At 67.8% G+C, this 23,256-nt stretch carries 23 protein-coding genes; 11 read left to right on the top strand and 12 right to left on the bottom strand.

Translation table 11 applies throughout. From position 1 onward, the window contains the following. Positions 1-101: 101 nt before the first annotated feature. Both J3476_RS17595 and J3476_RS17590 read left to right on the top strand, forming a co-directional pair. Positions 102-968: a DMT family transporter gene (locus J3476_RS17595; protein ID WP_207067689.1), complete on the top strand. Its 867-nt coding sequence runs from the start codon at positions 102-104 to the stop codon at positions 966-968. Positions 969-996: 28 nt separating this feature from the next. Then, positions 997-1,353, top strand: coding sequence for a hypothetical protein (locus J3476_RS17590; protein WP_207067688.1), 357 nt, complete (start codon positions 997-999; stop codon positions 1,351-1,353). Between the two features lie 45 nt (positions 1,354-1,398). Here J3476_RS17590 and J3476_RS17585 read toward each other — a convergent pair whose 3' ends face one another. Genes J3476_RS17585 through J3476_RS17570 form a run of 4 tightly spaced genes read right to left on the bottom strand, consistent with a single transcriptional unit; the run spans position 1,399 to position 5,539 of the window. Beyond that, on the bottom strand, positions 1,399-2,256 hold the full coding sequence (locus J3476_RS17585; protein ID WP_207067687.1) for an ABC transporter permease: 858 nt from the start codon (positions 2,254-2,256) through the stop codon (positions 1,399-1,401). Then, the gene (locus J3476_RS17580; protein ID WP_207067686.1) at positions 2,253-3,128 is read right to left on the bottom strand and encodes an ABC transporter permease; all 876 of its coding nucleotides are present in this window, start codon (positions 3,126-3,128) and stop codon (positions 2,253-2,255) included. Before J3476_RS17580 ends, J3476_RS17585 begins: the two co-directional genes overlap by 4 nt. Before the next feature lie 4 nt (positions 3,129-3,132). Beyond that, a complete protein-coding gene (locus tag J3476_RS17575; RefSeq protein ID WP_207067685.1) occupies positions 3,133-4,314 on the bottom strand; it encodes a spermidine/putrescine ABC transporter substrate-binding protein in 1,182 nt (393 codons plus the stop codon). A gap of 55 nt (positions 4,315-4,369) precedes the next feature. After that, positions 4,370-5,539 carry an ABC transporter ATP-binding protein gene (locus J3476_RS17570; protein WP_207067684.1) on the bottom strand — a complete coding sequence of 390 codons (1,170 nt, stop codon included), beginning with the start codon at positions 5,537-5,539 and terminating at the stop codon, positions 4,370-4,372. A 322-nt stretch (positions 5,540-5,861) separates the two neighbouring features. Between J3476_RS17570 and J3476_RS17565 the strand changes: the two genes are divergently transcribed. Then, positions 5,862-6,302 carry an SRPBCC family protein gene (locus J3476_RS17565; RefSeq protein ID WP_207067683.1) on the top strand — a complete coding sequence of 147 codons (441 nt, stop codon included), beginning with the start codon at positions 5,862-5,864 and terminating at the stop codon, positions 6,300-6,302. A gap of 10 nt (positions 6,303-6,312) precedes the next feature. Here J3476_RS17565 and J3476_RS17560 read toward each other — a convergent pair whose 3' ends face one another. After that, positions 6,313-7,788: an MFS transporter gene (locus J3476_RS17560; protein WP_373889089.1), complete on the bottom strand. Its 1,476-nt coding sequence runs from the start codon at positions 7,786-7,788 to the stop codon at positions 6,313-6,315. Positions 7,789-7,968: 180 nt separating this feature from the next. On the opposite strand from J3476_RS17560, the gene J3476_RS17555 reads away from it, so the two are divergent. From J3476_RS17555 to J3476_RS17545, 3 genes are all read left to right on the top strand, one after another. Further along, positions 7,969-8,451: a TspO/MBR family protein gene (locus J3476_RS17555; RefSeq protein ID WP_207067682.1), complete on the top strand. Its 483-nt coding sequence runs from the start codon at positions 7,969-7,971 to the stop codon at positions 8,449-8,451. Between the two features lie 217 nt (positions 8,452-8,668). Further along, a complete protein-coding gene (locus tag J3476_RS17550) occupies positions 8,669-8,851 on the top strand; it encodes an SDR family oxidoreductase (RefSeq protein ID WP_373889088.1) in 183 nt (60 codons plus the stop codon). Continuing rightward, the gene (locus J3476_RS17545; RefSeq protein ID WP_207067681.1) at positions 8,852-9,664 is read left to right on the top strand and encodes an acyl-CoA thioesterase domain-containing protein; all 813 of its coding nucleotides are present in this window, start codon (positions 8,852-8,854) and stop codon (positions 9,662-9,664) included. Positions 9,665-9,673: 9 nt separating this feature from the next. Here the strand turns inward: J3476_RS17545 and J3476_RS17540 are convergent, their stop codons facing one another. Beyond that, positions 9,674-10,507 (bottom strand): PHP domain-containing protein, encoded by an 834-nt coding sequence (locus J3476_RS17540; RefSeq protein WP_207067680.1) that lies wholly within the window; start codon positions 10,505-10,507, stop codon positions 9,674-9,676. A gap of 44 nt (positions 10,508-10,551) precedes the next feature. Continuing rightward, positions 10,552-10,950 carry a nuclear transport factor 2 family protein gene (locus tag J3476_RS17535; protein WP_207067692.1) on the bottom strand — a complete coding sequence of 133 codons (399 nt, stop codon included), beginning with the start codon at positions 10,948-10,950 and terminating at the stop codon, positions 10,552-10,554. Positions 10,951-11,202: 252 nt separating this feature from the next. On the opposite strand from J3476_RS17535, the gene J3476_RS17530 reads away from it, so the two are divergent. Continuing rightward, a complete protein-coding gene (locus tag J3476_RS17530) occupies positions 11,203-11,640 on the top strand; it encodes a DoxX family protein (protein WP_286183275.1) in 438 nt (145 codons plus the stop codon). 11 nt (positions 11,641-11,651) lie between these two features. On the opposite strand, the gene J3476_RS17525 is transcribed toward J3476_RS17530, so the two are convergent. Further along, positions 11,652-12,131 carry an SRPBCC family protein gene (locus tag J3476_RS17525; RefSeq protein WP_207067679.1) on the bottom strand — a complete coding sequence of 160 codons (480 nt, stop codon included), beginning with the start codon at positions 12,129-12,131 and terminating at the stop codon, positions 11,652-11,654. Positions 12,132-12,262: 131 nt separating this feature from the next. Between J3476_RS17525 and J3476_RS17520 the strand changes: the two genes are divergently transcribed. Then, entirely contained in the window at positions 12,263-13,120 is an 858-nt protein-coding gene (locus J3476_RS17520; protein ID WP_207067678.1) for a peptidoglycan-binding domain-containing protein, read from the top strand. On the opposite strand, the gene J3476_RS17515 is transcribed toward J3476_RS17520, so the two are convergent. Further along, positions 13,121-15,370 (bottom strand): molybdopterin-dependent oxidoreductase, encoded by a 2,250-nt coding sequence (locus J3476_RS17515; protein ID WP_207067677.1) that lies wholly within the window; start codon positions 15,368-15,370, stop codon positions 13,121-13,123. It lies immediately after the preceding gene. A 97-nt stretch (positions 15,371-15,467) separates the two neighbouring features. Here J3476_RS17515 and J3476_RS17510 point away from each other — a divergent pair, with 97 nt between their 5' ends. Next, positions 15,468-16,061 carry a TetR/AcrR family transcriptional regulator gene (locus tag J3476_RS17510; protein ID WP_207067676.1) on the top strand — a complete coding sequence of 198 codons (594 nt, stop codon included), beginning with the start codon at positions 15,468-15,470 and terminating at the stop codon, positions 16,059-16,061. An 8-nt stretch (positions 16,062-16,069) separates the two neighbouring features. Here J3476_RS17510 and J3476_RS17505 read toward each other — a convergent pair whose 3' ends face one another. Beyond that, positions 16,070-17,059 carry an NAD-dependent epimerase/dehydratase family protein gene (locus J3476_RS17505; RefSeq protein ID WP_207067675.1) on the bottom strand — a complete coding sequence of 330 codons (990 nt, stop codon included), beginning with the start codon at positions 17,057-17,059 and terminating at the stop codon, positions 16,070-16,072. A 90-nt stretch (positions 17,060-17,149) separates the two neighbouring features. On the opposite strand from J3476_RS17505, the gene J3476_RS17500 reads away from it, so the two are divergent. Both J3476_RS17500 and J3476_RS17495 read left to right on the top strand, forming a co-directional pair. Beyond that, a complete protein-coding gene (locus J3476_RS17500) occupies positions 17,150-17,614 on the top strand; it encodes a hypothetical protein (protein WP_207067674.1) in 465 nt (154 codons plus the stop codon). Between the two features lie 77 nt (positions 17,615-17,691). After that, complete coding sequence (locus J3476_RS17495) at positions 17,692-19,683, top strand: phosphotransferase (protein WP_286183273.1); 1,992 nt, start codon at positions 17,692-17,694, stop codon at positions 19,681-19,683. Between the two features lie 130 nt (positions 19,684-19,813). Here J3476_RS17495 and J3476_RS17490 read toward each other — a convergent pair whose 3' ends face one another. Both J3476_RS17490 and J3476_RS17485 read right to left on the bottom strand, forming a co-directional pair. After that, positions 19,814-21,148, bottom strand: a complete 1,335-nt coding sequence (locus tag J3476_RS17490; RefSeq protein ID WP_207067673.1) for a hypothetical protein — start codon at positions 21,146-21,148, stop codon at positions 19,814-19,816. Then, the gene (locus tag J3476_RS17485; protein ID WP_207067672.1) at positions 21,138-23,216 is read right to left on the bottom strand and encodes a hypothetical protein; all 2,079 of its coding nucleotides are present in this window, start codon (positions 23,214-23,216) and stop codon (positions 21,138-21,140) included. The genes J3476_RS17490 and J3476_RS17485 overlap by 11 nt, the downstream gene beginning before the upstream one ends. Positions 23,217-23,256: the final 40 nt, after the last annotated feature.

The raw sequence follows: 23,256 nt of genomic DNA, 5'->3' as shown, positions 1-23,256 counted from the left end.
CGGACCTGTCCGGCTGAGTGTTGGGGCCGGACCTGTCCGGCGGGACCCCGTGGCCCGAAATCGCGTGGACCGCGACCGCGACCGTCCCGTTCAATGCAGGGGTGGCAGCAAATCAGGCGCGGACGGGCGCCGCGATGGCCGTGGCCGCCGGGGTCTCCCTGCAGATGGGCCTGGCGATCTCGGTCACCCTGATCGACCGGATCGGCGTCGAGGGGGTCGCGTGGCTGCGACTGGCGTGGGCCGGGGTCCTGCTGCTGGTCATCGTCCGTCCGCGCCCGGCCGCCTACACGCGCAGCAGCTTCCTGACGTGTGTGCTGCTCGGCGTCGTGACAGCCGGGGTCACCCTGCTGTTCATGGCTGCGGTGGACCGCATCCCGCTCGGAACTGCCAGCGCGCTCGAGTTCCTCGGACCGCTCGGGGTCGCGGTGGCCAGAGGTCGCGGCCGCACGCGCCTGCTGTGGCCGGGGTTGGCCGCGCTCGGCGTCGTGCTGCTCACCCAGCCGTGGTCGGGCACCGTCGACCCGGTGGGCGTCGGGTACGCGTTGGCCGCGGCCGCCTGCTGGGCGGGATACATCCTGCTCACCCAGCGCGTGGGTGACCAGGTCACCGGGATCCATGCGCTGGCCATCTCCATGCCCGTCGCCGGTCTGGTCGCGACCCTGGCAGTCGGACCCGTGGTGCTCGACCGGATGACACCCCAGATCCTGCTGCTCGGCGCCGGGATCGCGGTGCTGTTGCCGGTGGTGCCGTTCACGCTCGAACTCCTGGCGCTGCGCCGCCTCACCGCCGCCGCCTTCGGCACGCTGATGAGTCTCGAGCCCGGATTCGCGATGGTCGTCGGCTTCCTGGTGCTGCACCAGGTTCCCGGTCCCTTCGGTCTGATCGGGATCTGCGTGGTCGTGGCAGCCGGCATCGGTGCTGCCCGCGCCGGGGCGCGCTCGGCCCCGGTCGGGTTGGAGATCGCCTGAGAGCTCCCACCGAGATACGGTGATGCACATGGCCAGTGGCATATTTCGTTCACCCCTGGTGGGGGCATTGAACACCGGCGCGATGCGGCTGCTCGACGTGCCGGGCCTCGGTGCACTGCTGCGCCGCAACATGGTCGCCGTCCGGTACTCCGGCCGTCGTTCGGGCCGGACATTCCAGACCCCGGTCAACTATCGCCGCGACGGCGACGACCTCGTCATCCGGGTCATGACTCCCGACTCCAAGACGTGGTGGCGCAATTTCACCGATGGAGGCGGACCGATCACGCTCGTCGGCCTCGACGGTGCCGACCGCACGGGTCACGCGGTGGCACACCGCGACGACCGGGGTCGCGTGACGGTGCGGGTGCGCCTCGGCGCCGGCTGAGGCCGACGCTGATCGAGGACAGCGCCCGGTTCAGGACGACGCTCGTCAACCCTCGAATCGTTTACGGCGCCAGAGTGTCCCGACTGCCAGCAAGAGCAAGCTGACGCCCAGGATCGCGGTGGCCAGCACGTTGATCTGCGGCGGCACGGCTGCCTTGACCGCGGCGTTGACGTACAGCGGATAGGTCACGGTCGACCCGCTGACGAAGTAGGTGATGATGAAGTCGTCGAGCGACAGCGCGAACGACAGCATCGCCGCCGCCACGATGCCCGGCACGATCAGCGGCAGCGTCACCCGGAAGAACGTGCGGGCCGGACCGGCCCCGAGGTCGAGTGAGGCGTCCTCGAGCGTCCAGTCGAACCCGCGCACCCTGGCACGCACCGTCATCGCGATGAAGCTCACCTCGAACGCGATGTGCGCGATCAGAATCGTGGTGTAGCCGGCCGCCCAGCCGAAATCGAGGAACAGTGTCAGCAGCGCCGCACCGATGACCACCTCGGGCGCGGTGAGCGGCAACACCAGGAAGGTGTCCACGGCCCGATGGCCCCGCCAGCGCTGGCGCACCAGCGCGATGGCCACCAGGGTGCCCAGCACCAGCGCGATGGCCGTCGACACCGCGGCCACGTTGAGGCTGAGCAGCAGTGCATCGGTGAGCGCGGGGTACTTGAACGGGTCAGCCCAGTTCTCGAAGGTGAACCCCTGCCAGGCGTAGTTGAACTTGCCCAGGGGCTTGTTGAACGAGAACAGGATGATGACGAAGATCGGCAGGAACAGGAAGAGCAGCACCAGCCCCGCCACGAGGCGCAGCACCCCGTCGCCCCAATTGCGGCGTGCCCGCACCTTTTTGGGTTGCGGCGGCTGGGTGGCGGCGGTGGCGACGGCCGCGCCGGCCTGAGTCGTCATACCAGGTCCTCCGTGCCGAGGGCCCGGGTGTAGAGCAGCACTCCGCCGAGGATGATCAGCATCAGCACCAGTGACAACGCGGCCGCGGCGGGGTAGTCCTTGACCACCAGGAACTGTTTCTGGATGACGTTGCCGATCATCGTCGTCTGGGTACTGCCCAGGTAGTCGGCGTTGATGAAATCGCCGACCGAAGGGATGAAGACGAGCATGCTGCCTGCCAGCACGCCCGGCATGGCCAACGGCAGGATCACCTTGCGGAAGCTGCGGGTGGCCGACGAGTACAGGTCTTTCGACGCCTCGAGCAGGCGCGGGTCGATCTTCTCCAGGCTGACGTAGAGCGGCAGGATCATGAAGATGATCCAGTTGTAGGTGAGCCCGCCGATCACCGCCCAGCTCGTCGAGAGCAACCGGCCCTCCTCAGGCAGCAGTCCGACGGTGCCGAGCGCACTGACGACCCATCCTTCGTCGGCGAGGATGGTCTTCCATGCCAGCGTGCGGATCAGGAACGTGACGAAGAACGGCAGGATGACCAGGCCGAGGATGAGGTTCTTGTATCTGCCTGCCTTGAATGCGATCACGTAGGCGAGCGGGAAGGCCATCAGCAGGCACAACACCGTGGCCACGAACGCGTACCCGAACGACCGCAGGATCGGCTCCCGGTACTCGCTGAACGCCTGGGTGTAGTTGCCGAAGTCCCACGCGAAGGTGAGCGTGGGAAGGAACACCGAGCCGCTGGTCTCCGACAACGACGTGCGTGCGAGCGTGAAGAACGGCACCACGAAGAACACGCCGAGATACACCAGGGCCGGCAGGACCATCAGGTAGGGAGCGATCTTGCTCCGTTGCCGGCTGCTGGCTGCTACGCCTGCCATGAACTCAGCCGCCGGTCACGGCGGCATAAGCGGTGTTGAACTCCTGGGTCTGCTCGTCGGTGAGCGCGGCCCAGCCCTTCGCCTTGTCGAGCACCGACTGCGGCGGGTTGATCAGCGGGTTGTTGGCCGACTCCGGATCGATCTTCTCCAACTCCTCGGTCATGTCCGACAACACCGGGATGTACTGGACGAACGACACCAGCTTGGCGTAGTTCGCCCTGTCGTAGACGTAGTCGATCCACGCCTCGGCGGCCTTCTGGTTCTGCGTGGTGTACGGGATCACCATGGTGTCGACGAACGTGGTGGCGCCGGTTTCCGGAACCACGAACTGCAGGTCGGGGTTGTCGGCCTGCAACTGCACGATGTCGCCGGAATAGGCCTGCGCGACAGCGACATTGCCGGCCGCCAGATCGTCGGCGTAGTCGTTGCCGGTGAACCGGCGGATCTGACCGCGATCCTTCTGTTCACGCACCAGGTCGATGGCCTGCTGCACGCTCTCGGTGGTCGGATTCTCGGGGGAGTTGCCCTGGGACAGCATGATCATGCCCAGGCCGTCCTGCGCGTCGGAGAACATGCTCACCCGGCCCTTGAAGGCAGGGTCCCACATGTCGTCGATGGTGGTCAGGTCACGTCCGGTGGCCGCCCGGTTGTAAGCGATGCCGACCAGACCGGACATGTAGGGCGCGCTGAACTCGCGGCCCGGGTCCACGCTGGCCTCCAGCAGGTCGGTGCGCAGGTTCTTGATGTTCGGGACGGCGTCGTGATTGATGTTGTTCAGCCAGCCGAGCTGATGCAGCCGCACCGCCATGAACGTCGTCGGCACCGCCAGGTCGGCGCCGATGTCCTGCTTGCGCGACAGCGGCTCCTTGACCTTGGCGAACCACTGCTCGTTGTCGTTGAAGTCCTCTTTGTAGTCGACGGTGATACCGGAGGCCGTCTGGAAGCCGGCCACGAAACCGTCGGCCATGTACAGCGGCCAGTTCGAGATCCGCAGGGTGCCGCTGGCGGGTCCGCCGGCGTCGGTGGCCGTGCTGGACGTGTCACTGTCCGAACCGCACGCCGCCAGCAGCGACGAGCCCAACGTCAGTCCCGCAGCGGCCGCGGCGCTGCCGCCCAGGAACCGGCGGCGTGTCGTGCGGCCGGCGGTCAAGCGGGCCAGCAGGCGGGGATCAATTTCACGGGACATGCGAAGGGTGCCTTTCGTCGGCTCAGGGAAGGGATGGGGCGGCCTGATGACGGGATCAGGAGTCGTCGAGCATGTCCTCGAGATCCTCCGTGGTCGGGATGTCGGCGCCGGGCAACACCAGCGAGGCGCCGGGTGCCCACGAGACGTGGACTTCGTCGCCGGGGCGTAGCAGCGGCAGGTCCTGCTCCGGACCGACATGAGCGACGATCGGCGACGAGTCGGGCGCGGCCATCGACAGCCGCACCACCGGACCCTGGAAGGTCAGATCGGTCACGGTGGCACGCACGCCGACCACATCGCCGGTGGGCGGCTCCTGCTCGGCCGGGGTGACGCGGATGCGCTCGGGACGCACCATCAGCGTGGCGTTGCCGCCCGGCTCGATCGTGGTCTCGCCGGGCCGGGCCTTCAACGTGGAGCCGAGCACGTCGACTTCGACGAAGTCACGGTTGTGACGTCCGGTCTGGCGCCCCGACCACAGGTTGGCCTGTCCGATGAAGCTGGCCACGAACACCGTGGCCGGGCGGTCGTAGATCTCGGTCGGTGTGCCGATCTGTTCGACGTTGCCGGCGTTCATGACCGCGATGCGGTCACTCATCGTCAGCGCTTCCTCCTGGTCGTGGGTCACGTAGATGAACGTGATGCCGACCTCGCGCTGGATCCGTTTGAGCTCGAACTGCATGACGTGGCGCAGTTTGAGGTCCAGCGCGCCGAGTGGCTCGTCGAGCAGCAGCGCACTGGGGTAGTTGACCAGAGCCCGGGCCAGGGCGACCCGCTGCTGCTGGCCACCGGACAGCTGCGCGGGCTTGCGCTGGGCGAAGTCGGCCAGGCGCACGGTCTCGAGGAGTTCGTCAACCCGCTTGCGGACCGTGTTCTTGTCCTTCTTGGCCGACCGCGGACCGTAGGCCACGTTGTCGCGCACCGTCATGTGGGGGAACAGCGCGTAATGCTGGAAAACGGTGTTGACGTTGCGCTTGTTGGGCGGCGTCTTGGACACGTCGGTGCCTTCGAGCCGGATGGCCCCCTCGGTGGGCGTCTCGAACCCGGCGATCATCCGCAGCGTGGTGGTCTTGCCGCACCCGGACGGGCCGAGCATCGAGAAGAACTCGCCCTGGGCAATGGTGAAGTCCGCGTCGGCGACGGCGACGTAATCGCCGAAGCGCTTGGTGACATGGTCGATCTCGATGACCGGGCCGCCCTTGTGCTGGGTGGCCTCGGTTTCCGCCATCTGGTCTACAGCGGTTGCGTGTGAGCCGGTCAGGGCCAATCCTCCTCAGGTGCCAGCCGTGAAGCTGTGGGTAAACCTTCGCGGATCGCGCCGACCTTCGCAAGCGATTCCGCAACGAATTTACATTTCCACAATCGAATCCCTTGCTGATTCTGGCTCACGTCGCGGGAATCCGCGCATCGAGGCGCGTGCAGCACTGCCGCCGGACCTGGGGTGGGCCGGCATGCGGTCGTCGCGGTTGTCGCCGATCATGATCTTCGCAGCTGACTTCGCCGGGTGAAGCCCGTTTACCGCGATGATCAGGTGGGGTAGGGAGAACAGCATGGCTTCTGTCGATGTATCGGTGTCCTCCGACCTCAGCCCGGAGCGGGCGTGGGACCTGGCTTCGAATCTGCGGAGGTTCGAGGAGTGGCTGACCATCTTCGGCGGGTGGCGCGGCGAGGTGCCCGACGAGATCGACGTGGGCACCGAGGTGTCGTCCTGTATCAAGGTCAAGGGTTTCCGCAACACGATCCACTGGCGGGTCACCCGCTACGACGAGCCCAAGGAGATCGAGCTGGTCGGCACCGGTTTCGGTGGCGTGCGGATCGGTCTGACCATGGAGGTGCAGCCGAGGACGCAGGACGGGGTGGAAGGCTCCGATTTCCGGGTGCTCGCGGACCTGTCCGGGGGTCTGCTCAGCACGCCGGTCGGCGGGCTGGTCGCCAGGGTCATCAAGGGCGACGTGCGCAAGTCCGTGCAGAATTTGGCCCGACTGCGCTAGCAGCGGGTTTTCAGCCCCACTCGTGGTTCATCGCGCGGGATTCGTAGCGTGCCTCGGCGGATTCGCTGTGTGCGGGTCGGGGCCGTGATGCGGCGATGAGCGCGATCGCCAGCACGGCGGTGGCCGCACCCCCCAGGAATGTGGCCACGAAGCTGCTCTCCATCGGAGTACCGGCGGCGGTCGTGCGATTCAGCAGCAGCGCGACGAGTGCCGCCGCGATGGAGCTGCCCACCGTCCGCGCGATCGCGTTCATGCCCGTGGCGACACCGGTTTCTCCGGTCTCGACCTCGCTGACCACCAACGCCGGTAATGCGCCGTAGCCGAGGCTGATGTAGACGTTGGCAAGCACGCTGGCCACGATCACCTGCCAGGGCGAGGTGTGCGCGAAGGCAATGAGTGCAAAACCCGCGATCCCGACGACGGCGGCGATCATCAGCACCGGCCGCGCGCCGAACCGGTCGATGAACCGGCCGGACACCAGCGCGACGACGAATCCCGCCAGCGCCCCGGGAAGCAGATACACCACGCTGGCCTGGAGCACGGTGGCCCCGAAGCCGTAACCCGCGATGTCGGGATCCATCTGCACGAACTGGGTGAGGCCGAGGAACGCGAAGTACAGACCCATGCCGACGCTGACCGTCGCCAGGTTGGTGAACAGCATCGAGCGCCGGGTCAGCATGCGGGTCGACACCAGCGGCCGGGCCACCCGCCGCTCCCAGATCCACCAGCAGGCGAGGACCGCGATCCCGCCGGCGGCGGTGGAGAGGGTGCGCGGCGACACCCAGCCCCACTCGTTGCCCTGGGTGATCGTCAGCAGCACAGCGGTGAGCCCGGCGGCCAGTCCGAGTGCGCCCAGCCAGTCGATCGAGCCGGTAGCGCTGCGCGGCCGGTTCGGCACCAGCGAGACGACGAGCCCGATCACCAGCACGGTGAACCCCGTCGTCAGCCAGAACACCCGGTGGTAGTCGGCGTTTCCGCTCATCAGCAGGCCCACCACGACCAGGCCGGCGCCGCCGCCGAACCCCAACGTGCCCGACAGGATCGCCAGCGCCGACCCCATCCGTTCGGGTGGAAGTTCCTCCCGCAGGATCGCGATGCTGATCGGGTACAGCGCAAAGGAAGCGGCCTGCAGGACCCGCGCTGTGATCAGCAGCGCCAGCGAGGTGGTCGCCGCCGCCAGCACCGAACCGGCCAGGACCACGATGAGCACGCCGAGCAGCACCCGCTTCTTGCGGTGCAGATCGGCCAGGCGTCCGATCAGCGGTGTCATCGCGGCAGCCGCAAGCAGATTGGCTGTCACTGCCCAGCTGACGGCCACGGTCGAGGCGTCGAGTTGCTCAGCGATCACGCCCAGTACCGGGACGACTGCTGTCTGCAGAACCGCGACGGTGAGCACGACGACGCCGAGGCCGATGACCAGCAGGCGCGGTCGTCGGGCCGGGTCGTCGAGCGCGGCAGCGGATCGGTCCACGCCAATCTCGTGCACGCCCACTCCGATCGTTAGCCCGTCTGTGCTTCCCAGGCGATTATGCGCGGGGTGCCTCTGCCCACGAGCGGCGGCCGTCGCCCCGGGCGGGGGCTGTCGCAAAGCCGGTGAGTCATGGCACCTTGATCGGGGTACTGCCCAAGGGCACGGTCCCGTGCCGCCTTGACGAAAGGATCACCGATGCGTCCGTTGACCCTCGCGAAGACTGCCGGGGCTGCGTTCACCGCCGCCGCCGCGGGCGGTCTGGCCACCACCCCCGTCGTCGAGTCGCGCTGGTATCGCCGTCTGAAGAAGCCCGGCTTCCAGCCGCCGAGGTGGGCGTTCCCGGTCGCATGGAACATCCTGTACTCCGACATCGCGGTGGTCTCGGCGTCGACGATCGACACGCTCAATGACCGCGGCGACACCGAGCAGGCCCGCGCCTACAAGCGCGCACTGGCGGTGAACCTGGTGCTCAACGCCGGTTGGAGCTGGGTGTTCTTCAACCGTCGGATGCTGGGTCCGGCGGCGGCCCTGGCCGGGGTGCTGACGCTCAGCAGCGCCGACCTGGCCCGGCGGGCTGGCCAGGTGAACACGCCGGCCGGCGCGGCTCTCGCGCCGTACCCCCTGTGGTGTGCGTTCGCCACTGCGCTGTCGACGCGGATCTGGCAACTGAACCGCTGACGCCGACCGGCTACACCGCCCCGTCGGTTCTCTGTCGCCGGCCCTCCGTCGACGGGCCCCTGTGGCCGTATCTCTGTCGATGGGCCCCTGTCGACGGGGCCCTGCCGCCGCGTCGACGGGGCCCTGCCGCCGTGTCTCTGCCGCCGAGAGTGAAACCCGTGCGATTTCCCGGCCGGTTTTTCGCACAGGGCTCACAGTCGGTGACGGCGGTACCCCGATGCTGCGCGGCTCGCGGGCACGCGGCATGCTGGGCGACGTGCAGGCAACCATCGACCCGACGCCGGTGCGACGAGCGGGCCGTCCGGCAGACATCGCCGCGGCGTACGCGTTCCTGGTCTCCGAGCCGGCCGGTTCCATCACCGGCCAGATCCTCGGTGTCGACGGCGGCGGGAACACCTGAGTGCTCACTGCCTACTTCACCGCGTCCGGCGGGGGTTACGACCCCACGCCGTACGCGCAAAGTCATTGGGGTGACGATCATCTCAACGGTCCGGCCATGGTCGGACTGGCCGCGCTGGCGTTGGAGAACGAGTGCGCGACCGACGGCTTTCAGCCCGCCCGGTTGACCGTCGACCTGCTACGCGCCGCCCGCACCGCCCACACCACCGTCGGCGTCGAGGTGGTCCGCGACGGCCGGCGGGTGCACAGTGCGCAGTGTGAGGTGATGCAGAACGGCCGGGTGGTGGCTCGGGCCACGCTCGTGCGGTTCCGGACCTCCGCGCCACCGCCGGGGGACTTGTGGATGTCCGACGACGCCTTCCCCGAGCATCCCACTCCGGACGGAACACCGCCGCCCTATATCGGTAGCGACCAGGGCGGCTGGACCCGGTCGCCGGCCGGGCAGCAGAACGACTCGCGCAAGCGGTTCTTCAACGACTCGATCAGCATCGTTGCCGGACAACAGAACTCGCCGTTCGTGCGTGCGGCCACGGTGGCCGAGTCGACGAGCCTCGTGACCAATCTGGGCACCGCCGGGATCGGATACATCAACGGTGACCTCACCGTGGCACTCTCGCGACTGCCGGTCGACGACTGGCTCGGGGTACAGGCCGTCTCTCACCACTCCGCTGCGGGGATCGCGGTCGGGACGGCGACGTTGTTCGATCGCCTGGGTGCGTTCGGGTCAGGACTGACGACCGCGGTCGCCAATCCGGCCGCGCAGATCGACTTCTCCGCACGCGACTTCCGACTGGAAGGGATCAACTACGAGTAACGGCGGCGCTCAGCGACGCCAGAAGTCGAAACGGTCTCGGCCAGGACGGAAACCGGCCGCCTCGACGATGTGCACGGCCACCTCGAACTGGTCTCCGACGCGGTCGGGTCGGTGTGCGTCACTGCCGAACGAGACGGCCTGCCCGCCTTCCTGCCACCACCAGCGAATCAGTTCGACGGACGACAGCGGTGACTTGGTGTTGACCTCCAGAGCCCGCCCGGTGGGAGCCAACGCCGCGAACACGGCCCGGTAATGCTCCTCGAAGTCGGCCTCGCGGTAGGTTCCGACCCGTTCGGTGGGCCAGTACCGGCGCGGATAGTCGCAATGGGCCAGCACGCCGAACACCTGGGACTGCTCGACCAGGTCGACCAGGTCGCTCAGATAACGTTCCATCAGCTCGCGAGGGTCGTGGCGCTCGAACAGCACAGAGTTGATCGCTTCGAGTCGGCCGTCGACGGCGATGCCGTGCAAGCTACCCAACACCCGGTCGAAGACTCCGGCGCTCAGCACGCGAGCCACACTGGCCGAGAAGTAGTGCGGCTCACCGGCTTCGATGCCCGACCAGATGCGCAGTGTCGGAAACATCTCACGGCAGCGCTCGATGTTCTCGGCATAACCGGCGGGATCGAACGGTGCCACCCCCGGCCGGTCGCCGACCTTGACGTCCGCCGACCCGCCGTAGCCACGGTCGCCATCGCCCCACTCCGTGAAGTCGACGTGCTCGGTGAACGCCACCGCCGGGATGCCCCGCCGGATCGCGGACTCGCACTCTCGCTCCATCGTCGCCGTCTCGGCGGTGTCCCACGACCATCGGGAATGCACGTGGTTGTCGGCGGGCAGCATCGCGTCGATCGTCGCACGCGCGTACCCGCCCTGCCCGGCCGGCCTCAGCTGCTGTGCTCGGCGGCTTCCGCCTGGATGCGGTCGAACTGGGCGGCCATGGCCTCGGACAATGCGGTGGCGCCGGACAACGGGCGCACCATGACCATGAAGTCGTCGATCAATCCGGCTTCGTTGACATGGATGAAGTCGCAGCCGGTGACTTTCTTGCCTGCCACGGTCGCCTCGAAGACGAGAGCATGGTCGCGTCCGCCGCTGTCGGTGATCTCCCGGACGTAGCGGAAGTCCTCGAAGACCCGCATCACCCCCCGCAGGATCGCCGCGGTGATGGGCTTTCCGGGATAGGGCTTGAAGGCGACGGGACTGGTGAACACCACGTCGTCGGCCAGCAGGGCCGCCATCGCGTCGGTGTCCCGAGCTTCCACGGCTTCACGAAACGACTGCACCATGCACCTCTCGTTCGTTCGGGCCTCGCCACGAGGGCGTGGTCCGCGTTGATCCGGACTGACGTGACGCAGATTACGCCACAGATTTTCGCGAACCGCGGGCACCGTTTGCGGTGACAGCCGGCTGACGGGGTGCACCGTTGTCATTGTCGCGCCGGAACAAGACACCGAGTTGCCAGCGGCCCGGCGAGGCTGCGCGATGTCCTCGTCGTGACCAACCATGTGCGGCGTCGTTCGCCTAACGTGCCGCCCATGGCGAAGATGATGGCGTTGAGCAAGGTCAACGGGCCGATGGGAGTGTTCGTCTTCCGCGTCGTGCTCGGATTCCTGTTCGCTTCGCACGGAACGGTGAAACTGTTCGGTTGGCCTCCGGATGGGGGCACGCTGGCGGCGACAGGTGCGTGGCCGTCGTGGTGGGCCGGACTGATCGAATTGGTCGCCGGACTTCTGGTGATGGCCGGATTGTTCACCCGCGCAGCCGCTTTCCTCGCGTCGGGGACCATGGCGGTGGCCTATTTCTGGCGACACCAGCCCGATGCGCTGTTGCCGATTCAGAACGGCGGCGAGTCGGCCGCGCTGTACTGCTTCGCATTCCTGTTGCTGGTGTTCACCGGCGGCGGGGCCTGGGCGGCCGATGATCTGCGCCGGCGCGGGATGACTCATCCCACGCCGCGGGAGGCGACGACCTGAGTCGGTCCTCGTCAGTCCCGGTCCGAACTGCGCCGCTCGGCGATCGCCGTCAACCGCCACGTGGTTTCGCGGTTGCGGGGGATCACGGCGGCCAACGCGGCAGCCCGCGGCAACCAGCTCAAGGGTGGAGACAGCGGTACCTCGGCCATTTCCACCCGGCAGCCGCCGTCGTCGAGGTCGCTCAACCGCAACGTGATCCGCGCGGCGCCCAACGGCCTGCCCTTGGCGATCAGCACGAGCTTGTTCATCGGAACGCAGACGTCGACCCTGGTGCTATCGTTGATGACCAGCGGCCACACGCCCACGGAATGATGGATGACGCTGCCCGGTTGCGGCCAGTTGGGGTCCACCGCCCGCATCCGGGAGTTGCCCACCACCCACTGCGAGTACGTCCACCCGTCAGCGATGACGTCCCAGACCTGTCGGCGGGACGCCGAGGTGTCGCGCCGCACGATCAGGGGATGTCGGCTCTCGTCCGGATCCTCGCTCACCGCAGTGCAATACCCCTGCCGCAGGGGGCCAAACACCGCGGCCGGACGAGCACCCCGGGGTCAGGTCGACACGAACATGGTGGTTGCATGGTGGAAGGCACCGACAGCCCGCGTTTCGAGGAGAGTTCTGCATGCCCCAGGCCGCCGGGTGGCGTGGTGATCCCCTGTGGCTGGCCGATGTGCTGCGGGCCGAAGGTCTCGACGTGGCAGAGTTCGTGGGCTGGCGCGGGCGGGGCCACGGCGACTTCCACGACATCCGCGGGATCATGGTGCATCACACCGGATCGGATTTCGCGACCGCTGCCTCGATCGCCTACGGGCGCCCGGATCTGCCGGGCCCGCTGTCGCAGGTTCACATCGGCCGCACCGGCACGGTGACCGTCGTGGCGGCGGGCGTGGCCTGGCACGCGGGGATCGGCATGTACCCGTGGCTGCCCGTCAACATGGGCAACTGGCACACCATCGGTATCGAATGTGCGAACTCGGGGACCGCTCCGTGGGCGCCGCACCGCCAGAACTGGCCCGACGCTCAGTACTTTGCGCTGGTGAACAGCTGTGCGGCGATCTGCCGGCGCCTTGGGGTGCCGGCAGCCCGGACCATCGGCCACAAGGAGTACGGCGGTCGGGCCCAGGGCAAGTGGGATCCCGGGGCCATCGACATGGATCGGCTTCGACTCGACGTCGCGCGCCAGATCGGTGCCGTCCCCCGCGCGACGTCTCCTCGGCCGGCGGTGCCGGTCGGCAGATTCGCCGACGTGCTGCTCTACCGCGGTACCCGAGGGCCGCAGGTGGCCGAACTGCAGCGCCGGTTGAAGTTCGCCTACGCGTCCTACGCCGGTGGTTTGGAGATCAACGGTGAGTTCGACGCCGCAACCGAGGAGGCCGTACGTGAATTCCAGCGTCGGACACCGGGGCTACACGTCGACGGCATTGTCGGGCCGGCCACGGCGGCCGCACTCGAGCTGCGTCTGATCGGCATCGACCTGTGATCAGTCTCCGGCTCGGGTCACCGTGACGGGGATGCCGTTGAGGGCGCCGTTGCCCGACGGTTCGTCGAGGAAATCCGGCGGCGAGAGGATGTTGGTGTTCACCCCTGGGGAACCGTTGGCAACGGTCAGTCGGGTGCCCGGCTTGCCGTGTCCCCACCCGTGGGGCATCGACACCACCCCCGGCTTGATCGCCTCGGTCACCTCGAGGGGAACGTCGATGCGTCCACCCGCCGAGGTCACCGCCACCAGGTCACCGTCGTGCAGGCCGTGCCGCGCGGCGTCGTCGCGGTGCATCAGCAGCGTGCAGCGGTCCCTGCCCTTCATCAACGCCCCGACGTTGTGCAGCCACGAGTTGTTCGACCGCAGATGTCGTCGGCTGACCAGCACGAGGTCATCGGGCTGGCGGCGGAGCCGGCGGGCCAGCCTGGGCAGGTCGTCGAGCAGATAGGCTGGGGCCAGCCGGATCTTGGCGTCCGAGGTGCCGAGCACCTCCGGTATTCGGGGCACCATCGGGCCGAAGTTGATGCCATCCGGCGCCGCTTTGAGCTTGGCCAGTGTCAGACCGTCGGGGTCGCGCCCGTAGTGGTCGCCGAAGGGGCCGGTGCGCAGCGTCAGGTCGAGGATGCGCTCGGGGCCGCCGTGGTCGTAGTGGGTCCGCACCTCGGCTCCGTCGAGTCCCTGGGTGAAGCACAAATAGTCGAAGAACCCGTCGTCGATGGCGGAGACGTCGACGTGTTCGGCGGGGGTGCCGGTGCACAATCCGGTGAGCCGGATCAGGATCTCCCACTCGTCGGGGGCATCCGGGTCTGGTTTGGTGAACACCGATGCTGAGTAGTTCGCCACGCTGTTGATGGCGAAGTTCAGGATCAGATCGTCGTGGTGTGGCTGTTCCAGCGGAGACGCGCCGGGCAGAATGACGTCGGCGTGCCGTGTGGTCTCGTTGAGCCACAGGTCGATCGCGATCATCGCGTCCAGCCCGGGAAGCACCTCGTCGAGCTTGTGTCCGGCCGGAGTGGACAACACCGGGTTGCCCGCCACGGTGATCAACGCCCGGATCTGACCGTCGCCGGGGGTGGCGATCTCCTCGGCCAGGCAGGACACCGGAACCTGTCCCAGTACCTCCTTGGCTCCGCGCACCCGGGTCCGGAATCGCCCGAAATCGGCTGCGCCGTCTTCCAATCCGGGAATCGGCTGAACGGTCACCGACCATGCCGACGGGGTCGGGAACATGGCCCCGCCGGCGACGTCGAAGTGCCCGGTCAGGATGTTGACGACGTCGACGAGCCAACTGGCCAGGCTGCCGAACTCCTGGTTACACGTTCCGATGCGCCCGTACACGACAGCGCGGCGCGTACCGGCGAGTTCGCGCGCCAGCTGCCGAATCCGGTCGACGGCGACACCCGTGACGTCGCTGACGCGCTCCGGCGGCCAGTCGGCCACAACGGTACGGAGCGTCTCTAGTCCATCGAGGTGGGGTTCCAGCGCGCCGAGGTCGACCAGGTCTTCGGCGAACAGGGTGTGGCACACGGCCAGCAGCAACGCGGCGTCGGTGCCCGGGTTGATCGGCAACCATTCGTCGGCGCGCTCGGCGGTCCGGGTTCTCACCGGGTCCACGACGATCACCCTGCCACGCTCGCTGATCGAACGGATCAGGTCCATCACATCGGGGGCGGCGAGCAGCGAGCCCTGTGATGCGGCCGGATTGGCACCCATCACGACCAGCAGATCGGTGCGTTCCAGGTCCGGTACCGGGAAGCTCCACCAGCCGCCGTACATCAGATGCGAAGACAGGTTCTTCGGCCACTGGTCGACGGTGCCGGGAGAGTAGGTCAGGGGCATGCCCGACATGCCGAGAAGGACCGCGCTGTAGCGCGCCAGCGAGAACGAATGCGCCAGCGGATTGCCGGTGTACGCGGTGACGGCGCTGATGCCGTACCGGTCGATCACGGGGGCGAGCAGTTCGGTGCAGCGCCGGAACGCGGTGTCCCAGTCGACCTCGTGCCACTGCCCGTCGACCTTGATCATCGGGCGACGGATCCGGTCCGGATCCTCGTGCACCGCGCCCAGCGAGGCGCCCTTGGGGCAGATGTGACCCCGGCTCCAGACGTCGTCGCGGTTGGGTCGGATGGAGGCGACCTGACCGTCCTCGACGTGGACTTCCAGCCCGCACATCGCCTCACACAGGGGGCAGGTGTAGAGGTGGAGGCCGTCCTCGCCGACTCCCGCGAGATCGTGAACGTCATGAGCCATCGCCGGGTGCCTCGATTCGTACTGCTGTGACGAGCTGTAACGACAAACAGTTGTGACACACTGTAACGATTCCGCGGCTGCCGAGGGGGGGAATTCCGTGCGCAACGTCCCCGCCGCGCGGCGGCCCCATCGAGGCTCACGCCGCGACCCCGACATCGACGCCGCCGTCCTCGACGCGACCCGACGCCTCCTGGTGACGCGCGGATACGCTGCCACGTCGATCGACCTGATCGCCATCACCGCGAAGGTGAGCAGGCCGGCGATCTACCGGCGCTGGCGCACCAAAGCCCATCTCGTGCACGAGGCGGCTTTCCCCGATCTGGGCCCCGACCAGGCACATGACGACGTCGCCGGTGAGATCGCCCGGCTGTGCCGCGGGGCGTTGGCGATGTACGCCGATCCCGTGGTGCGCGAAGCGGTTCCGGGTCTGCTGCACGATCTGAGCGCCGAACCGGCGATGCGGCGCCTGATCCACGACCGGCTGGAAGCCGCAGCGAGACGGCAACTGGCGGCGCAATTGGCCGACGGCGTCAGCGACGGCGCCGTCCGCCCGACCGTCGACGCCGACACGGTGATGGACGCCATCGCGGGCGCCGCCTGGTACGCGGTGTGTGTGCGCAATGTGACCGACCTCGACACCGCCGCTACCGCGTTGGCGGACCTGGTCTCATGTGGAGTGCTGTCCCGCTGACGGCACAGTCAGAGTCGGCCGACCCGCTCGAGTCCGGCCACCGTGTCGGCGATGGTTTCGGCGGGATCGCGCTGGACGATGCCGAGTTCTTCCTCGCTGGGCCGGTCGTCGGAGGTGGGCATCTGGGTGTAGTACTGCATCGCCGCGGAGTTGATGGGGGTTTCGACCGGCAGATACGGGCCCACGACGTCGAGGAGTCGGCCGGCGCTGCGTAACGCCACGTCGGGCACCGGGAAGACCGCCAGAGACTTGCCCGCCGCGGCGCCGATCATCGAGGCCAACCGGTCCACGCTGACCCGCTGGCCGCCGGCCATGTAGCGGCGGGCGCCGTGGCCGGGTTCGAGCAGCGCGACGTGTAGCGCCGCCAGGTCCCGCACGTCGATGACGATCCACGCGGCGCCGCGGCCGGGGACCCCGTGCATCTTCACCGCCGCCTCGACTCCCTCGGCCGCCTCGCCGAACTGGTCGCCGGCCGGCGGACCGAGCACCATGCCGGGGTAGGTGATGGCCACCGGCGCTCCGCCGTCCTGCAGGCCGCGGGCATACGCCTCCACTGCCGCCTTGGACCGGCCGTAGCCGTCGCTGCCGCCGACGACGGGCAGATCGGCATGCAGCACGTCCAACCCGGGTCGGAACAGTGCCGTGAAGCTGGACACGTGCACGATCGGGTCGATGCCGGCCGCTGCGGCGCCGCCGAGGATGTTGCGGGCGCCCTCGAGGTTGGTGTGCAACATTTCGTCGGCGCGGTCGGGGTCGGTGGAAACCATTGCCGCACAGTGGATCACAGCGTCACATCCGTCCAGCGCCTGTGCGGTGGTCGAGCCGTCGGCGATGTCACCGATCACGTGGTCGGCGATGTCGGCCCCGATCTTCTCCGCGCTGGTGCTCAGCCGGCCCACGTTGCGCACCAGGAAACGCACCTCATGTCCCGCATCCTGTGCGGCTTTCGCGGTCCATGCGCCGACGAAGCCGGTGCCGCCGGTGATCAGTACCTTCATCTGCCCTCCACGTCTCGCCGGTCGGAAACTACCCGATCGCCGGCGATCCGAATCCCGCACCGTCAGTGCTCAACGGCCTACAGTGTCGCCATGGGGGAGCGAGCCGGTGTGCCGACCGGATATGACCGACCGCGGGTTGATCCGGGAGCACTGGCTCTGGCGACCGTCGCGGGCGCCGTCGCCTTCATCCTCGGGCCCGGCGAGTGGGATCTGCTCGCCGTGGTGGTCGGGTTGATGCTGCTGTTCATTCTGTTGGCGCACCATCTCGCCGCGCCGGCGGAGCGGACGCCGCGCGCATACCTGCTGCGCGCGGCCTTCGGCGCCACCACCGGGCTGGCGTTCTGTATCGCGGTGGCGCCGGCCATCCAGTACCTGATCGTCACACCGTTCTTCCACGCCGAGAGCGACGAAGGGTTCTCCGAGGACGCCTGGCACACCACGCTGGCGCTTTCGGTGCTGTGGTTCCTGTGTGCCGGAGTTCTGGCCACGCTGGAGCCCCGCATCGCGCGATGGCTGGACCGACCGCGACCGAAGGGGTCGTCCCCCGACCACTGACCGGCCCTGCTTGACGGCCGTCAACTTTTTCGTGCGATCCGCCCGTCGCGGCGTCGCGGCTGCTATACGTTGGCGCGGTGTCGTCGTCGCTGCGCCCCCCTCTGATCGAACGTCCCACCGATCTCACCGCCGACCGGCTGACCGACATCCTCGGCGGGGCCGCGGTGCGCGATTTCACCGTCGAGCGGATCGGCACCGGACAGATGAGCGAGTGTTACCGCGTCGCCCTGACCTACGCCGACGGCCAGACCGGGCCGGCTTCGGTGGTGCTCAAGGTCGCCGCAGCCGACCCCAGCAGCCGTCAGACGGGGCTGGCGATGGGCCTCTACGAGCGGGAGGTCGACTTCTACACCACCATCGCCCCGGGGCTGGGCGGACCGATCGCGCCGTGCCACCACGCGGCCTACGACCCCGCGACCGGTGCCTTCGACCTCGTGCTCGGTGACGCCGCGCCGGCGACCGTCGGCGACGAAATCAGCGGCGCCACCGCAGAACAAGCGCGACTGGCGCTGAGCCAGCTCGCTCTCGTACACGGCCCGCTGCTCGACGACCAGACGCTGGCAGCCAACGACCGGTTCAATCGGGAGTCGCCGGTGAACCAGGCGCTGATCACCGCGCTGTACGCCGGATTCATCGAGCGTTATCGCGACCAGATCGCTGAGCAGCACCGGGAGGTCTGCGAACGGCTGGTCCAGAGCTTCGACGCCTACCTGGCCGCCGAAGCCGAGCGCGACGGCCCGCGCGGCCTGGTCCACGGCGACTACCGGCTCGACAACATGCTGTTCGGCCAGGCCGGCGCCGACCGGCCGCTGACCGTCGTGGACTGGCAGACCGTCACCTGGGGGCCGGCGTTCACCGACGTCGCCTATTTCCTGGGCTGTGCACTGCCGATCGAGCGGCGCCGGGAACACTACGACACGTTGCTGGCCGCGTACACCGAGGCACTGGGACCCGCTGCCGGCGTGACTGTCGACGACGTGCGGGAAGGTGTACGCCGCCAGAGCTTCTTCGGTGTTCTGATGTCGATCGTGTCGCCCATGCTCGTCGCGCGCACCGAGCGCGGTGACCAGATGTTCATGGCGATGATCGCGCGTCACTGCCAGCATGTCCTCGACACCGACGCGCTGGCGATCCTGCCGCACCCGGCGCGGCCGGAGCCGCTGCGGCCCGGCGCCGACGACGAGGACAGCCACCCGCCGGGCGACGAACCGCTGTGGAGCGAGAGCTGGTACTTCGACTTCGCCGATCCCCGCCAGGACCTGGGCGGCTGGATCCGCCTCGGACTGATCCCGAACCAGCGACACGCGTGGATCAATGCGCTGCTGTGCGGTCCCGGCATGCCGACCATCGCGGTGCTCGACTTCGAGGTCGCCCTGCCCGACGACCACACCCAGGTGCGCACCAACGACACCGAGATCCGCATGCAGGCCGTCGAGCCGCTGCGCACGTTCCGGGTCACCGTCCGAGCCCAGGGGCAGGCGCACGACGACCCGGCTGCGCTGCTGCGGGGGGAGGCGGGCCGGCCGGTCGCCGTCGACCTCGACCTCACCTGGAGCACCGACGGCGTCCCCTACCAATACCGGGTGTCGCCCCGGTACGAGATTCCCTGTCTGGTCACCGGTTCGGTCACCGCCGACGGACGCACAACCGCGCTGGCGCGGGTACAGGGCCAACGCGACCATTCGTGGGCCCCGCGGGACTGGTGGGCGATGGACTGGGTGTGGAGTGCGCTGCACCTCGACGACGGCACCCATCTGCACGGCGTCGACATCCGCATCCCCGGCATGCCGCCGCTGGCGGTGGGATATGTGCAGCAACCCGGACAGCCACTGGTCGAACTCGAGCAGATCTCGACCAGCGAGACGTTCGCACCCGACGGGCTGCCGCTGACCGCGCAACTCGGCTTCGCCGACCTCACCGTGGACATCACGCTGCGAGGCCACGCCCCGGTGCTGCTGAGCTCACCCGACGGCCGCCTGAGCCGTTTTCCGCGGGCGTGGGGCACCGTCGAAACCGCCGACGGCCGCACCGGCGTGGGCTGGATCGAGTGGAACCAGAACCAGTCATGAGGTCGAAGAAAAGGCGCGGGCAAAAACGGCAAAAATGAGAGACCGAAAGCCGCAACCTCTGTGGCCTCTCGGGTGAACCGCACGAATGCGGGGTCCGCGCCTACCGAAAACGTTAGGCGGGGAGAGGTGCTCACCGCAAGTTCCGCGAGCGGACCAGTGAGGTGAGCCCGAACTGCTGATACAGCGTCGAGGGCGAGAGCGTGCGGAAACCACGAACCCCCGCTGACCTGGTGGCCGCCTGCGCGATCTTGCGGGCGATGCGATAGTCCAGGTCCTTCAAGACGCCCCGATCGGTCGTTGCGTCCAGCAACGCCGCCAGCCCGGCGACGGCGAAGGGACTCGCCGGATCCAGCATGACGTTGGTCGCCGCTACCAGATGCGCTGCCCGCTGGTCGACAGGCAACGACGACACCGCAGGGGAGACACCGTCGATGCGAGTGGCGATTCGAGCGATGAAGCGCCGAAGACGTGCCGGGCTCAGTGAAACGGTGCCCGCAGCCGTGACTGTCAGGCCCAGGCAGTCGACGCGGTCACGTCCCCGATACGACGGATCCATGGCGCAGGTCCGGCCGTGGGCGCACAGTGCGGTGCGCTGTTCTTTGGGAAGCGCGCGTCGCACACCCAGGTTTTCGGTCGACGTGTCGATTCGTGCGTCTGCGTCCTGGATGGCCGCGAGATCGTGGTGGGCGATGAGGAAGTCGTCGTTGTAGCGCGCGTAGAAGACACCCTCGATGCTGAGGATCGACTGATCCATCGGTAGGGCAGCAAGGTTGCCCAGCACCGGTACGAGCGGAGTTCCCATCGCGATGCCGTTGACCCGGGTGAACTGTGCTCCGTCGGACTCGCGTACCACCGGGCGGACCAGGGCGGTGATGAGATCCCATGTCCGAGAGTCGATTTCTCCGTTCGCACTGCCTAGCGACGCGACGAGCCGCAGCGTCTGCCACAGCGCTGCATCGGGGCCGACCGGTAGGTGATCGCCGTACTTCTCGAAATCGGACTGCAGTACGTAGATCGGTCCGCCGTGGGGTCCGACCCGCTTGCGGTGGGCGCGGACGTACGCGCCGAACGCCTGCATGGCCCCGAGGTTCGTCAACCCGGGTAGGTAGGAGTACACGCCCGGTAGACCGTGACAGCGCGCGTTGTGCGACAGCAGCGTGAACAGCGCCGAGCCGACGACGTGATCGATGAAGGTCGCTTGATGAGCGGCCCGGCGTTTACCGTCGGTCTCGAGATACCAGAGGTCGACCGGCTGGGGGCGATAGCTGCCGTTGTCGATGCTGGCAGCTATTGCGCGCGACAGCGCCCGGCGGTCGGTCGCGGCGGCGAAGTACGTGACCCCTGTAGCGGCCTGGGCGAAACCCAGCCCGCGCGCGTTGCGTTTGATGAAGATCCGAAGGATGGCCTCGTCGTACGTCGCGGGGTCGGACAATCTCGCCCGGATGTCAAACGGCTCAGCGGACATGGTGTACGCCGTGTGCCGGCCACCCACCCAGTCGCCACGTCTTCAACGTGTGCAGCCACCTGCGGAACTGCTCGGGACCGGGGTCGGGCGGCAGGAGAAAGACCACCTCCACCTTGTTGTGGTGAAATATCGGCGACAGCCACCGCCCCGCGACCGGCACAATCAGGGCGTCGTCGTCCAAGCTGCGTATCGCTGCGGGAAGAAGTCCGACCAGCAGATCGGGGTCCAGTGAGCGCATGGTCCGCGCGCCCGCGCGGGTCTGAACGTTGGCTACGAAGCCCCCGGGAAAGATCTGCAGGAACTCGGCGCGGAGGACCTCGGGACTTGCGGGTGCCCTGGGCGTTCCGTCGACGGGTTGCAGCCAGCCGTCGGCCACGATGCGATCGAGCGCGGCGGGTCCGTGAGGCGCCGCCTCGTGCCAGTAGCGGCCGCGATTGGCCGCGCCCCCGGTCAGCGCCTGGACGAGAAGGTGCGGTGCCTGCTCATCGTGCGAGGGCTGGTCGACATAGAAGATCAACGTCGTCGCCGAACAGAAGGCCAAGCATCCGCCATCGGCCACGGTGAGGCGCATCATCTCGACCGCTGCACGCCGCTCGCGGGCCGGAATCCACTCGGGTATCGAGATTGTTCCGACTCGTACCGGTCCTGTCTTGGCGGCAAGTGCTCGGATCCAGTCACCGAGCGGCAATTGAGGCGGTCGGGGCGGGATACGATCTCCGAAGTGCTGCAGGTTGATGTGCACGATCAGCAGCGCGATCATCGCCGCGGTGATCTCGACGAGGTCGGAGGCGGGATTGGGGTCGAGCCAGACCAGCAGGAACAGTACCGCCGACACGGCGACGGTGGCATTGAGGGCGCGGAACCGGCCCTCTGCGAACAGGCGGATCTGGTAGGTACCGATCAGGCCGCGCACCACGAACAGCGGCAGCAGCGCGAGCAGGAAACTGAAGGGTATGCCGGGCAGCACGAACAGTCCCAGCGCCACCGCCAAAGCCCAGAACACTGCGGTGATCACCGGTGTGATGGTGAGCAATCTGTGAAAGAACCACACCCGGTATTCGCGCAGTGCCGGCAGGCGGCGCAACCGGACGAAATCGAAATAGAACACCGCGGTGGCCTCGTAGGCGCCGCGGAACAACGGCAGCACCAGGTAGAAGAACTGGAACGCGTCGATCTCCCGCCAGGTCTGCAGTCCGGCGGTCAGATCGATGGCCCGGGTGTTCGTGCCGTAGATCCCGGCGATGACGAGTACTGCCACTGCGTCGAGTCGCAGACCCAGACCGGCCAGTGTCGCCTCACCGCCTTCGCGCAACGGAATAGAGGGGAGCGACACCCGAATAGGTCGCGCCGCAGCAAGATTCGGTGACAGCCCGGTCAGCCGGTAGAGCCGCAGGGTGTAGTGCACCGTGATCCAAATCGACGCGGCGTTGGATACGACGATCGCGAGGACCACCGCGGCGGTCGGGTAGTAGAGAACACCGAGACCGAGGACCGTCAGCTGCAGCAGGTTTGGGGCGAACAGTGACCACAGCGGTCTGTAGATGCGCCGGGTGGCATACATCCCCGAATGGAGTACCCGAACCGGCGATCTCAGCGCGACCTCAATGATGACGAGGAACGCGTAGAGCGTTGCCACCGGGTTACCGTCGCGGGGAAGCAACATCACCAGCAGCGCTGTCGCCATGAGGGTGGCGGCTCCCGCCACCAGCACCGACAGGACGAGCCAGGCGCCGATCTCCCGCTGCGCTGACTGCCTGTCCCCGATCCGGGCGAACGCGCGGAGTCGCTCGCGCATCACTTCGAGCAGACCCCACCAGGCGCCGCCAACGAGCAGACCGCCGACCCGCAGGATCATCACCGTGAACGCCGCCAACCCGCCCAGGCTGCTGAGAATGATCAAGAACTCCGCGACGTGCAGCACGAACGTGGTGGCATCCAGCAGGAGCGCATAACGAAGGCGATAACGGAAGTACGCGAACATCTTTCCGGTGAGCAGACACGAATACAGTGACACCGCTCGGGTGGTGCTCCGCCCGGTCCGATCCAGCCAGCGGTCGATGTCGTTCATCAGAAGCCCTGTTGCGGCGACGACAACTCGTAGTGACCTT

The sequence above is a fragment of the Mycobacterium sp. PO1 genome (genome assembly GCF_017312405.1).
Classification (GTDB): Bacteria; Actinomycetota; Actinomycetes; order Mycobacteriales; family Mycobacteriaceae; genus Mycobacterium.
The sequence above is the reverse complement of the archived record's forward strand: the minus strand, read 5'-3'. Positions and strand labels throughout refer to the sequence as shown.